The organism is Piscinibacter gummiphilus, from assembly GCF_002116905.1.
In the GTDB taxonomy this organism is placed as follows: domain Bacteria; phylum Pseudomonadota; class Gammaproteobacteria; order Burkholderiales; family Burkholderiaceae_C; genus Rhizobacter; species Rhizobacter gummiphilus.
The window spans coordinates 5,474,880-5,487,735 of record NZ_CP015118.1 but is presented as its reverse complement, the minus strand read 5'-3'; the positions used below and the strand labels follow the sequence as shown (position 1 = coordinate 5,487,735).

The following is a 12,856-nucleotide window of genomic DNA, read 5'->3' as shown; positions in this document are numbered from 1 at the left end:
CGTGCGTCGCCCGGGTCATGGCGAAGACACCCCCCCGGCCGAGACTGCTGCACCTTGCGGACGCCCGTCGAACGGCGCCGCCGCGCGCTCCGGCGCGTGACCTTCACCCTGCCGCAGTACAGCCATGACTTCTCGACGCACCTTCCTGCGGGGCAGCGCCTCCGCCGGCTTCGCAGCCGCCGCCTTCGGCGCCTTCCCGCCCTCCATCCAGCGCGCGCTGGCCATCCCCGCGAACAACGCGACCGGCACCATCCGCGACGTCGAACACGTCGTGATCCTGATGCAGGAGAACCGGGCCTTCGACCACTACTTCGGCATGCTGCCGGGTGTGCGCGGCTTCGCCGACCGCTTCCCGATCCCGCTGCCCGACAGCCGCAACGTCTGGCAGCAGCGCAACGCCGCTGGCCAGGTCATCCTGCCGTTCCACCTGAACGGCGACGTGGGCAACGCGCAGCGCGCGAGCGGCACGCCGCACGACTGGAACGACAGCCAGCAGGCCTGGGACCACGGCCGCATGGACCAGTGGCCGCGCTACAAGAACCAGATCTCGATGGGCTACTTCAAGGAAGCCGAGATCCCGTTCCAGTACGCGCTGGCCAACGCCTTCACGATCTGCGACGCGTACCACTGCGCGATGCACACCGGCACCGACGCCAACCGCTCGTTCTTCCTGACCGGCACCAACGGCGCCGTCCCCACCGGCACCGCGTTCGTGACGAACGAATGGGACGCCATCGACGGGCTCGCGAGCGGCGTGAACACCGGCTACACGTGGACGACCTACGCCGAGCGCCTCGAACAGGCCGGCATCAGCTGGATCAGCTACCAGAACATGCCCGATGAATGGGGCGACAACATGCTGGGAGCGTTCCGCCAGTTCAAGCGCGCGAACATCGCGTCGGGCTACCCCGTCTCCAGCGGCGGCTCGCCGGGCAAGCCCTACACCAACACCGGCCAGGCCGTGCCGTACCACGCGTACGACGCCGCCACCGACAACGCGAACAACCCGCTCTACAAGGGCATCGCCAACACGCTGCCCGGCACCACGCCCGAAACCTACCTCGACGCGTTCCGCCGCGACATCCGCGAGGGCAAGCTGCCGAGCGTCTCGTGGCTCAACGCCCCGTCGATCTACTGCGAACACCCCGGCCCGTCGAGCCCCGTGCAGGGCGCGTGGTTCCTGCAGGAAGTGCTGGACGCGCTGACCGCGGTGCCGGAGGTCTGGAGCAAGACCGTCCTCATCGTGAACTTCGACGAGAACGACGGCTACTTCGACCACGTGCCGTCGCCGTCGGCCCCGTCGCCGGACGGCAAGGGCGGCTACGCCGGCAAGACGACGCTCGCCGAAGGGGCGCTGGCCGCCGAGTACTACACCCACCCGAAGCCGGCCGGCAGCACGCGCCAGCCCGCGCCGGACGGCCGCGTCTACGGCCCCGGACCGCGCGTGCCGATGTACGTGATCTCGCCGTGGAGCCGCGGCGGTTGGGTCAACTCGCAGGTGTTCGACCACACGTCCGTGCTGCGCTTCCTCGAGGCGCGCTTCGGGGTGATGGAGCCGAACATCAGCCCGTTCCGCCGCGCCGTCTGCGGTGACCTGACCAGCGCGTTCAACTTCGCCACGCCCAACACCGAAGTGCTGCCGGTGCTGACCGGCCGCCGCGACAAGGCCCAGGCCGACGCATTGCGCAAGCAGCAGGAAGGCCTCAAGCAGATCACGCCGCCGGCATCGCCGCAGCTGCCGCAGGTGGCGGCGGGCACGCGCCCGTCGCGCGCGCTGCCGTACGAGCTGTCGACCACGTGCGAGATCCAGCCGGGCGCGGCCAGCCTCGCCGCCACGCGCGTGGCGCTGACCTTCGGCAACACGGGCGGGCAGGCCGCGGTGTTCCACGTCTACGACCGCAACAACCTCGCCGCGGTGCCGCGCCGGTACACGGTCGAGGCGGGCAAGTCGCTGTCGGACACCTGGACGCCCGCGCTCGGTGGCGCGTACGACCTGTGGGTGCTGGGCCCCAACGGCTTCCACCGCCACTTCACCGGCAGCGCGCTGCGCGCCGCCGCAGCCGGCCAGCCGCGGCCCGACGTGCACGTGACCTGCGACGGCCGCACCGGCGAGCTGGTGCTGCGCTACGTCAACGCCGGCACGGCGCCCTGCACGTTCACGCTCGGTGCCAACGCCTACGTGACGTCGACCAGCACCCACACGGTCGCGGCCCGCGGCGAACTGACCGTGCGCCTGCCCGTCACGGGCAGCGACTGCTGGTACGACTTCAGCGTCAAGGTCACCGGCCACCCCGAGTACGTGCGGCGCTTCGCCGGCCGCGTCGAGACCGGTCGCCACACGGTCAGCGACCCCGCCCTGGGCCAACGCGCCTGACACCCGGTCACGGGCCGGCGCGTTGCCGCCGGTCCGCCACCGATCCCATGATTTCGAGAGGATTTCCCATGATTCGCCACCTCGCGGTTGCTGCCGCGCTCGCGCTCTGCGCCCCCTTCGCCTCGGCCACCGTGCTGACCTTCGACGACATCGCCGGCATCGACGACTACACCGCCGTGCCCGCCTCGTACGGCGGTCTGGACTGGTCGGGTTCCACCTGGTCCGTGCTGACGACCGGGATGTCGCCGTACACCGCCCACTCCGGCCAGGGCCGCGTGACGATGGGCTGGGGCAGCGACGACACCGCCAGCACCATCCGCTTCAACGCCCCCACCGTGTTCGACGGCGCCTGGTTCGCCGGCTACACCGAAGCCGCCGTGCGCTTCGACCTGTACTTCGAGGGCAACCTCGTCGCCAGCTCGACCACGCTGTCGCTGACCGACACGCCGGCCTTCCTCGACGCGGGCTGGGACGGCGCGGTCGACACGGTCGTCGTCTCGAGCGGGCAGCACGCCTTCTACGTGATGGACGACTTCAGCTACACGGCCGCGCCGGTGCCCGAACCCGGCGCCCTCGCGCTGATGCTGGCGGGCTTCGGCATCGTCGCGGGCGTGGCGCGTCGCCGCGCCTGAGCGGTCAGCCCTGCGGGCCCTTCGCGGCCCGCCGCAGCTGTTCCACGAGCCGGGCGTCGCCCTGCTGGAACTGATGCGCCACCCGGTCGCAGGTCTCCTTCGGTGCGCCGCACTGCACGCGCATCACCATGCGGATGCCTTCGGCATCCTGCACGAGGGTTCGCCGGACCGCCGTCGGGTGGGCCGGGTGTGTCGACTGGGTGATGGACCAGAAGGAGACGCCGCCCGGCTCCTTGAGGACGAACCAGCCGTTCTCCTCGCGCACCGTGACGCCGGGCTTGGCGCGCAGCGCTTCCAGCGCGGCCTGGGGCGACGGGTAGGCGATCTCGACGGACATGTTCGCCGGAGGGGGCGTGTCGGCCGCGTGGGCGGTGGTGCAGGCGAACGCAGAGAGCAGTGCCCTCGCGAACGTGGAACGGAGACCTTCGATCACGCGACCTCCCCAGGTCAGTGGTTCTGAATGGGCGCCGACTCTACGGCAATGGCGACGGCCTCGGGAGCTCCGGGTTAGGGATGTCACCCGCGCCCGGCGGTCCCTAGCATCGCGCGCTCCAGGGAGCTCCACATGCAACACGTCCGGGCCGGCCTCGTGGCCGCGCTGTTCGCCACGGCCGCCATGGCATCCGGCCCGGATGCCACCACCGCGCGCGCCTCGGTGGTCGCCACCGACCTCGCCAACCAGTCCACCGTGGTCTTCTGCGACGAACGTGCGCCGGGCCAGGTGGCGAAGGTCCGCGCCGCGTGGACCGAGTGGCGGCAGCGCAACGACGTCGAGGCGGTGACGCGGCGCACCGATCCCGCGTGGATCGAGAAGGTGCGGCAGTCGGTCGTGTCGAACGAGTCGGCGCTGCACGCGAAGATGGCCGAGCGTGGCGCGCCCGACGTGGTGTGTGCTGCGCTGCCCGCGGCCTGGCGCGAGGCCGGGATGGACATGCGGGCCAGGTACCCGCTGGCGTACGCCGAGGCCGCATCGCCGTCGACCGCGCCGCAGGGGGTGTCCGCCAGCGGCACGGTGTTCACCGTCGCCCAGCTCCAGCGCCACTACGCCACGGGTTCGCTCGACGAACGCCGCAGCCGCCTGCGTGCGCCGCTGTTCGTGAAGGGCACGGCGGTGAAACGCGGCGACCGCTGGTTCCTCGTGCAGGACGACGGCACCTGGGTCGCGCGCCTGTCGATCGCGCCGGGCTTTTCGCTGGCGGCCCACGAAGGCCGGGAGATCGTGCTGGCCGGCACGCTGAACGAACTGCCGTCGACCGTGGCCTTCCTGCAGGACGGCCGCGTGGTGGCCGACCCGTCCCGGCTCGTGGCGGCCACGGGGTCCGATGCGGACTGGCTCGTGCGCAAGGGCGTGCCGCTCGACCGCGTGCGCACGAAACCGGGGGGCGGTGTCGGATCCGGCGACATCGAGGCCGTGCTGTTCTCGGGCAAGGCCGCGATGCTGCTGCTCGACGACGGCTGGCTGTACGACCGCCCGGGCGCGCCGCCGCCGTCGGACCTCGACGTCAAGGCCTCGCGCGACCTGGAGCCCCAGTACTGGCACCGCTGGAAGTCGGCGGGGGGCGGCAAGTACCTGGTACGCCGGGCCGATGCCCGCGGACGCCTGAGCGAGGACTGGAAACCCGTCACCGGCATGTGGCGCGTGAAACCCTGGCCCGACGGCCCGTCCATCGAGGGCGGTTTCGCCAAGTCCGACTTCTACGGCAGCATCGCCACGGGCGGCACCTACACGAAGCAGGTGTGGTTCTTCAAGCGCGACGGCCGCTTCAGCAGCCTCGGCTTCTCGCAGAGCGGCGCCGGCTCGATGGCGGCCATGAACGGCTTCACCGCCGGGCAGACCACGGTGCGCGACACGAAGGGCTCGCAGACGTCCGGCTTCGCGAGCGGCGGCGGCGTCACCGTCTCGAACCAGCGTGCGGGCGGCGACGGCGCGGGCAACCGCGGCACCTACACGGTCGACCGCTACGCCCTCGAACTGCACTTCGACAACGGCCAGGTCGCTCGCGTCTTCTCGTTCCCGTGGGACGACAAGCGCACGAGCGCCTGGATCAACGACGCGGCGTACCTCGAGGACAAGTGAGCCGCCGGCTCAATGCGCGGCCGGGGTGCGCAGCCGCTCGACCTCGCGGGCGACCAGGCGGTCGCGCCAGTTGCCGAGCACCAGCAGCACGACCAGCCCATGGATCGCCAGGCCGAGCCCCCAGCCGGCCAGCGGGAACATGTGCCACCGCAGGCCGCCGGTCACGCTGTTCAGCACGAAGAGGCCGAGGTTCACGGCGACGAACACCAGGGCATGGATCATCCAGCCGGTCTTGATCGCCACGCGGCGGCGGGCCAGGCGGGTCAGCGATGCGTCGTCACGGGGGAGGGTGGGGTGGTTCATGGTGGATCTCCGGGTGGGATGGGAGGCATCGTGCGCCAGGCGTCCCCGGGTGACGACCCCCATGCGACGGACCGTGTCCGGACGGCGTGAACCGCCGGTGGCACGGCGCGAACGGGGCCCTCCCTATAATCTCGCCCCATGCGTCGCTGGCTTTCCCTGCTGCTGCTCGTCCTCCTGCCGCTCCAGTTCACCTGGGCGGCGGCGGCCGTGTACTGCCAGCACGAAGCCGCGCCGGCCGCACGGCACGTGGGCCACCACGAGCACGAACACGAAGACGCCGTGCAGGCCGGGAAGGACACCCGCGATGCGGTGAAGCTCGCCAAGTTCGCGAGCGACAACGACTGCGGCTCCTGCCATCTGACGGCCCTCAAGCCGCTGCAGGCCGAGCCGCTGGCCGTGCCCGCGCTGAACGGCCGCCATGCACCCGCCGGCACCGTGCACCCGCTCCAGACCCGCGAGCCCGATCGCCTCGAACGGCCCAACTGGGGCCTCGCCTGATTCGGCGAGCGCACCCCAGGCCCAACCCCTTTCCCACCTGACGCTGCTGCCCTCGTCGAATCCCATCCGGCTGCCTTAGCAACCCCTTGGAGCATTCGATGCGCAGAACCTGCGTGCCGCCCCTGTGCGCGGCACTGATTTCCCTGGCCGTGTCCACGGCCTTCGCCCAGGCGCCCGTGCCTGCCCTTCCATCACCCCCCGTGGCCGAACGTCCCGGCCTGACGCTGGAGGCGGCCCTCCAGGCCGCGCTTCATCAGCATCCGCGGCTGCGCGCCGCGTCGGCCGAGGTCGACGCCGCGGACGGTGCCGTCGACCAGGCGGGCGTGTGGCCCAACCCGACGCTCGGCGTGGAACAGGAGGACGCGGGGCGTGACACCCGCACCACCACGTTCCTGCTGAACCAGCCCATCGAGCTGGGCGGCAAACGCTCGGCGCGGGTCGCGCTGGCCCGCAGCGGCCGGGCCGTCGCCGACGCGGACCTCGCCGCCCGCCGGGCCGAGGTCCGCGCGGACACCGTCCAGGCCTTCTTCGACGCCCTGATCGCCCAGGAGCGGGTCGGTGTCACCGAGGAATCGCTGCGCATCGCGGCGAGTGGCACGGCCGCGGCGACGCGCCGGGTCGCCGCCGGCAAGGTGTCGCCGACCGAGGAGACCCGCGCCCGGGTCGCCGAGTCCAACGCGCGCATCGAGCTGCGCCAGGCCGAGTCGGACCGCCAGCGCGCGATGCTCGCGCTCGGCGTGGCCATGGGCGAGCCCCGCGGCCCGTCGGGCCGGCTCGACGGTCGGGCGGAGGCGCTCCCGCCGCTGCCGGCCGGCGACACGCTGCGTCGGCGAATCGACCATTCGCCGCTGTTGCAGCGTGCGCGGGGCGAGGTCGATCGCGCGGGGGCGGCCTACCAACTCGAGCGGGCCCGGCGCATCCCCGACCTGACGCTGAGCCTCGGCACCAAGCGCTCGCAGGAGCTGGGCCGCAACCAGCCGGTGATCGGCTTCTCGATCCCGCTGCCGGTGTTCGACACGAACCGCGGCGCCCAGCACGAGGCCCTGCGCCGCCGGGACGCGGCCGAAGCCCTGGCGCTGGCCGAGGCGCGGCGGGTCGAGGCCGAGGTGCTGCAGGGCATCGACCAGCTGCAGGCCCTGGCGGGCGAGGTGCAGATCCTGCGCGAGGAGGTCCTCCCCGGCGCACGCAGCGCCTACGAGGCGGCGAGCCGCGGCTTCGAACTGGGCAAGTTCGACTTCATCGAGGTGCTCGACGCGCAGCGCACGTGGCTGCTCGCGCGCTCCCAGTACCTGACCACGCTGGCATCGGCCCACCGCGCCGCCGCCGAACTCGAGCGCCGCCTCGGCGCCGCGGACAACGAACACTGAGATTCCCATGAACCAGACGACGAACACGGCCCTCGGCCGCAAACAACTGATCGCCATCGTCCTCGTGCTGCTCCTCGGCGGGGCCGGGGCCGCCGCGATCCTCGGCGCCAGACCCGCCTCGGAAGCAGGCCACGGCCATGACGAAGCGAAGGGCCACGCCGACGCGGAACACCACGGCGAGGAGAAAGACGGCCACGACCACGACCACGCCGAGGGGGGTGAACACCACGAGGAACCCGCGGAAGGCACGGTCGCGATGACCGCCGAGCAGATCAAGGCGGCCGGCATCGCGGTGGAGACCGCCGGTCCCGCCGCCCTCCGCGCCACGCTGCGCCTGCCCGGCGAGATCGGCTTCAACGAGGACCGCACGGCCCACGTCGTGCCCCGCGTGACGGGGGTGGTCGAGGCCGTGCCCGTGGCGCTCGGCCAAGCGGTGAGGAAGGGCCAGGTGCTGGCCGTCATCGGCAGCTCGGCGGTCTCGGAACTGCGGGCCGAACTGCAGGCGGCGACGACGCGGCTGCAGCTCGCGCGGTCGACCCATGAGCGCGAGAAGGCGCTGTGGGAGCAGAAGATCTCGCCGCAGCAGGACGTGCTGCAGGCCGAGGCGGCGCTGCGCGAGGCGGAGATCGCGGTGAACAACGCGCGGCAGAAGCTGCAGGCGGTGGGTGCCGGCCCGGGCACGGGGAACCTGAACCGGTTCGAGTTGCGCGCACCGTTCGACGGCACCGTGGTCGAGAAACACATCTCGCTCGGCGAACAGGTGCGCGAGGACACGCAGGTCTTCACGCTCTCGGACCTCCGCACCGTGTGGGCCCGCATCGACGTGCCGGCCCGGGACCTGCCGCGGGTCCGCGTGGGCGAGCAGATCCGCATCCGCGCGAGCGCTTTCGACCAGGTGGCCTCGGGTCGGGTCGCCTACGTGGGCTCGCTCATCGGCGAGCAGACGCGCACCGCCCAGGCGCGCATGGTGGTCGACAACCCGAAGGCGCTGTGGCGCCCCGGATTGTTCGTCGACGTCGAGGTGAGCGGCGACGAGACACCGGTGCCGGTTGCCGTGGCGGCCGATGCGATCCAGACCGTCGGGAACCAGAGCGTGGTGTTCGTGCGGACGGAGGCGGGCTTCGTGGCACGTCCCGTGTCGACGGGGCGCGCCGACGGGGCTCGGGTCGAGGTGGTGAAGGGCCTGAGCGCCGGTGACCGCTACGCCGCTGCCGGCAGCTTCGTCGTCAAGTCGGAGGCCGGCAAGGCCTCGGCCACGCATTCGCACTGACGAGGACCCCCCCATGTTCGAACGAATCATCCGCTTCGCCATCGAGCAACGGTGGCTGGTGCTGCTCGCCGTCCTCGGGATGGCGGCCCTCGGCGTCTACAACTACCAGAAGCTCCCCATCGACGCGGTGCCGGACATCACGAACGTCCAGGTGCAGGTCAACACCGAGGCGCCGGGCTATTCGCCGCTCGAGACCGAGCAGCGCGTGACCTACGCCGTCGAGACCGTGATGGCCGGCCTGCCCGGCCTGCAGCAGACCCGGTCGCTCTCGCGCTACGGGCTCTCGCAGGTCACGGTCATCTTCCGGGACGGCACCGACATCTACTTCGCGCGGCAACTCGTCAACGAGCGCATCCAGGGCGCACGCGACCAGCTGCCGCCCGGCGTGACGCCCGCGATCGGCCCCATCTCCACCGGCCTCGGCGAGATCTACCAGTGGACCGTGGAGGCGCAGGAGGGCGCGGCGAAGCCGGATGGCAGTCCGTACACGCCCACCGACCTGCGCGAGATCCAGGACTGGGTCATCAAGCCGCAGCTGCGCACCGTGCCCGGGGTCACCGAGATCAACTCGATCGGCGGCTTCGCGAAGGAGTACCACGTCGCCCCCGATCCGACGAAGCTGTCCGCGCACGGGCTCACGCTCGGGGATGTCGTCGCCGCGCTGGAGCGCAACAACGCGAACGTCGGCGCCGGCTACATCGAGCGCCAGGGCGAGCAGTACCTGATCCGCGCGCCGGGCCAGGTGCGGTCGATGACGGACATCGGCAACGTGGTGCTGCGCAACCAGGGCAGCGTGCCGGTGCGCATCAAAGACGTCGCCACCGTCGAGATCGGCAGGGAGTTGCGCACGGGGGCTGCCACCGACAACGGCCGCGAGGTGGTGCTCGGCACCGTCTTCATGCTGATCGGCGAGAACAGCCGCACCGTGTCGCAGGCCGTGGACAAGCGCATGGTGGAGATCAACCGCGGGCTTCCGGCCGGGGTGCACGCCGTCACGGTGTACGACCGCACGGTGCTGGTCGACAAGGCCATCGCCACGGTGAAGAAGAACCTGCTCGAAGGGGCGGTGCTCGTGATCGCCGTGCTGTTTCTCTTCCTCGGGAACATCCGCGCGGCCGTGCTCACGGCGATGGTGATCCCGCTGTCGATGCTGTTCACGTTCTCCGGCATGGTGAACCAGAAGGTCAGCGCGAACCTGATGAGCCTGGGCGCGCTCGACTTCGGCATCATCATCGACGGCGCCGTGGTGATCGTGGAGAACTGCGTGCGGCGCCTCGCGCATGCGCAGGCGCACCACGGCCGCCCGCTCACGCGCGCCGAACGCTTCCACGAGGTGTTCCTCGCGTCGCAGGAAGCCCGCCGGCCGCTGCTCTTCGGGCAGCTGATCATCATGGTCGTGTACCTGCCGATCTTCGCGCTGGCCGGGGTCGAGGGGAAGATGTTCCACCCGATGGCGTTCACCGTGGTGATCGCGCTCATCGGCGCGATGATCCTGTCGATCACCTTCGTGCCCGCGGCCGTCGCGCTGTTCATCGGCGACAAGGTCGCCGAGAAGGAGAACCGCCTGATGGGCTGGGCGCGGCAGGTGTACGAGCCGCTGCTGCGCCGGGTGATGTCGGCCAAGCCGCTCGTGCTCACCGCCGCGGCCGTGGTCGTGGTGCTGTCGGGCCTGCTGGCCACGCGGCTGGGCAGCGAGTTCGTGCCGAGCCTGAACGAGGGCGACTTCGCGGTGCAGGCGCTGCGCATCCCGGGCACGAGCCTGTCGCAGTCGGTCGCGATGCAGCAGCAGCTGGAACACACGCTGAAGGCGAAGTTCCCGGAGATCGACCGCGTGTTCGCCCGCACCGGCACGGCCGAGATCGCGGCCGACCCGATGCCGCCCAACATCTCCGACAGCTACGTGATGCTCAAGCCCGCGGGCGAATGGCCCGAGCCGCGCCGCACGCGCGACGAACTGCTCGCGGCCGTGAAGGCCGAACTGGCGACGCTGCCGGGCCAGAACTACGAGTTCTCGCAGCCCATCCAGCTCCGGTTCAACGAGCTGATCTCGGGCGTGCGGTCCGACGTCGCGGTCAAGGTGTTCGGCGACGACATGGACGTGCTCGAGGACACGGCGACCCGCATCGCGGGCGTGCTGCAGGGCGTGCGGGGCGCGACCGAGGTCAACGTCGAGCAGACCACGGGCCTGCCGATGCTGACCGTGCAGATCGACCGCGAGAAGACCGCGCGCTACGGCCTGAACGTCCAGGACGTGCAGGACACGCTGGCCACGGCGGTGGGCGGGCGCGAGGCCGGCACGGTGTTCGAGGGTGACCGCCGCTTCGACATCCTCGTGCGACTGCCCGAGCGCCTGCGCGCCGACCAGGACGCCATCCAGCGCCTGCCCGTCGCGCTGCCGCGCAGCGGCGAGGGCCCGCAGCGGTTCATCCCGCTGAGCGAGGTGGCGTCGCTGTCGGTCGCCCCCGGCCCGAACCAGGTCAGCCGCGAGGACGGCAAGCGCCGCGTGGTGGTCAGCGCGAACGTGCGCGGGCGCGACATCGGCGGCTTCGTGGCCGAGGCCGAACAGGCGATCCAGCGGCAGGTCAAGCTGGAGACGGGCTACTGGATGACCTGGGGCGGCCAGTTCGAGAACCTGCAGTCGGCGACGAACCGGCTGAAGGTGGTCGTGCCCGTGTCGCTGCTGCTCGTGTTCACGCTGCTGTTCGCGATGTTCGGCAACCTGCGGGACGGGCTGCTGGTGTTCACCGGCATTCCGTTCGCACTGACCGGCGGCATCGTCGCGCTGTGGTTGCGCGGCATCCCGCTGTCGATCTCGGCCGCGGTGGGATTCATCGCACTGTGCGGCGTCGCGGTGCTCAACGGCCTCGTGATGCTGTCGTTCATCCGCAACCTGCGCGAGGCCGGGCAGCCGCTCGACGCGGCGATCCACGACGGCGCGCTGACCCGGCTGCGGCCGGTGCTGATGACGGCCCTCGTCGCATCGCTCGGTTTCGTGCCGATGGCACTGGCCACCGGCACGGGCGCCGAGGTGCAGCGCCCGCTCGCGACCGTGGTGATCGGCGGCATCCTGTCCTCCACCGTGCTCACGCTGCTGGTGCTGCCGGTGCTGTACCGGCTGGTGCATGGGCGGGACGAGGAGGAGGCGGTCTTCGAGGCGGCTACGCCCGTGTCGCCGATGCGCGCGCCAGCTGGATGAACGCGTTCACGTAGTCCGTCCCGGCATCCGCCTCGCGGATGCCGAGGAAGATCTGCTTCGCGATGCCCCTGGCGCCCAGCCGCACGGCCACCACGGGCATCTTCAACGCGTACTCCTCGGCGAGCCAGCGGGGCAGGGCGGCCACGCCGCGGCCGCTCGACACCATCTGCAGCATGATGTCCGTGGTCTCGATGGTCTTGTGGCGGCGGGGCGAGATGCCTGCCGGCATCAGGAACTGGGTGTAGATGTCGAGGCGGTCCGTGGCGACCGGGTACGTGACGAGCACCTCGTCGAGCAGCTGCTTGGGCTTCACGTGCGGCACGTCCGCGAGGGGATGGTCCTTCGCCACCACGAGCACCTGCTCGTAGTCGAACACCGGTTCCCACAGCAGCCCGGCCTTGTGGAGCGGGTCGGGCGTGACGAGCATGTCGATCTCGAAGCCGAACAACGCGCCGATGCCGCCGAACTGGAACTTCTGCTTCACGTCCACGTCGACGTCGGGCCACGCGGCGAGGTACGGCGACACCACCTTCAGCAGCCACTGGTAGCAGGGGTGGCACTCCATGCCGATGCGCAGCGTGCCGCGCTCGCCCTGCGCGTACTGCTTCAGGCGGGCCTCGGCGAGGTCGAGCTGCGGCAGCACGCGGTTGGCCACGGCCAGCAGGTACTCGCCGGCCTGCGTGAGGCGCAGGCTGCGGCCCTCGCGCAGCCAGATGTCGGTGCCCAGCTGCTGCTCGAGCTTCTTCATCGCGTGGCTCAGTGCCGACTGGGTCAGGCACAGCACACCCGCCGCGGCGGTGAGGGACCCCTGCTTGTCGACCTCCTGCACGATGGCCAGGTGGCTGCGTTCGATCATGGATGAATCCGGTTCATTGAATGTTGGAGCAGTGGCATTCTGCTTCATGAACCCCGGGGCGACGGGGCATGCCGTTTGCCGCACGCGGGTCACCCACTCCCAGGAGATCCGCATGAACGTCCGACATCCCCTCGCCCTCGTCCTGGCCGCTGCGCTACTCGCGGCCACTGCCGGCTGCGGTCGCAAGGACACGAACCAGACGGGCACGCCGGCCGACACGCCGGCCACGGGCACGACCAGCTCGACGATGCCGGGCACGCCGGCGTCGGCGGCCTCGAACTGA

The 12,856-nt window shown here is 71.1% G+C and carries 11 protein-coding genes; 8 read left to right on the top strand and 3 right to left on the bottom strand.

From position 1 onward, the window contains the following. The first annotated feature begins 124 nt into the window (after positions 1-124). Both A4W93_RS25095 and A4W93_RS25090 read left to right on the top strand, forming a co-directional pair. On the top strand, positions 125-2,374 hold the full coding sequence (locus A4W93_RS25095; RefSeq protein ID WP_085753212.1) for a phosphocholine-specific phospholipase C: 2,250 nt from the start codon (positions 125-127) through the stop codon (positions 2,372-2,374). A gap of 68 nt (positions 2,375-2,442) precedes the next feature. After that, positions 2,443-3,006: a PEP-CTERM sorting domain-containing protein gene (locus A4W93_RS25090; RefSeq protein ID WP_085753211.1), complete on the top strand. Its 564-nt coding sequence runs from the start codon at positions 2,443-2,445 to the stop codon at positions 3,004-3,006. Between the two features lie 4 nt (positions 3,007-3,010). Here A4W93_RS25090 and A4W93_RS25085 read toward each other — a convergent pair whose 3' ends face one another. Then, positions 3,011-3,439: a hypothetical protein gene (locus A4W93_RS25085; RefSeq protein ID WP_085753210.1), complete on the bottom strand. Its 429-nt coding sequence runs from the start codon at positions 3,437-3,439 to the stop codon at positions 3,011-3,013. Positions 3,440-3,571: 132 nt separating this feature from the next. Here A4W93_RS25085 and A4W93_RS25080 point away from each other — a divergent pair, with 132 nt between their 5' ends. After that, positions 3,572-5,083: a hypothetical protein gene (locus A4W93_RS25080; protein ID WP_085753209.1), complete on the top strand. Its 1,512-nt coding sequence runs from the start codon at positions 3,572-3,574 to the stop codon at positions 5,081-5,083. Positions 5,084-5,092: 9 nt separating this feature from the next. On the opposite strand, the gene A4W93_RS25075 is transcribed toward A4W93_RS25080, so the two are convergent. After that, positions 5,093-5,386 carry a 2TM domain-containing protein gene (locus A4W93_RS25075; RefSeq protein ID WP_099959986.1) on the bottom strand — a complete coding sequence of 98 codons (294 nt, stop codon included), beginning with the start codon at positions 5,384-5,386 and terminating at the stop codon, positions 5,093-5,095. Between the two features lie 138 nt (positions 5,387-5,524). Here A4W93_RS25075 and czcI point away from each other — a divergent pair, with 138 nt between their 5' ends. The 4 genes from czcI (at position 5,525) to A4W93_RS25055 (ending at position 11,717) form a co-directional block, all read left to right on the top strand. After that, entirely contained in the window at positions 5,525-5,884 is a 360-nt protein-coding gene (czcI, locus tag A4W93_RS25070) for a cation efflux protein, CzcI family (protein ID WP_085753208.1), read from the top strand. Between the two features lie 98 nt (positions 5,885-5,982). After that, on the top strand, positions 5,983-7,251 hold the full coding sequence (locus A4W93_RS25065) for a TolC family protein (protein WP_085753207.1): 1,269 nt from the start codon (positions 5,983-5,985) through the stop codon (positions 7,249-7,251). Between the two features lie 7 nt (positions 7,252-7,258). Further along, positions 7,259-8,521 carry an efflux RND transporter periplasmic adaptor subunit gene (locus A4W93_RS25060; protein WP_085753206.1) on the top strand — a complete coding sequence of 421 codons (1,263 nt, stop codon included), beginning with the start codon at positions 7,259-7,261 and terminating at the stop codon, positions 8,519-8,521. Between the two features lie 13 nt (positions 8,522-8,534). Further along, positions 8,535-11,717, top strand: coding sequence for a CusA/CzcA family heavy metal efflux RND transporter (locus A4W93_RS25055; RefSeq protein WP_085753205.1), 3,183 nt, complete (start codon positions 8,535-8,537; stop codon positions 11,715-11,717). Here A4W93_RS25055 and A4W93_RS25050 read toward each other — a convergent pair. After that, entirely contained in the window at positions 11,680-12,573 is an 894-nt protein-coding gene (locus A4W93_RS25050) for a LysR family transcriptional regulator (protein ID WP_085753204.1), read from the bottom strand. The two genes, A4W93_RS25055 and A4W93_RS25050, sit on opposite strands and share 38 nt — an antisense overlap. A 112-nt stretch (positions 12,574-12,685) precedes the next feature. Between A4W93_RS25050 and A4W93_RS29925 the strand changes: the two genes are divergently transcribed. Next, complete coding sequence (locus A4W93_RS29925) at positions 12,686-12,856, top strand: hypothetical protein (protein WP_157131771.1); 171 nt, start codon at positions 12,686-12,688, stop codon at positions 12,854-12,856.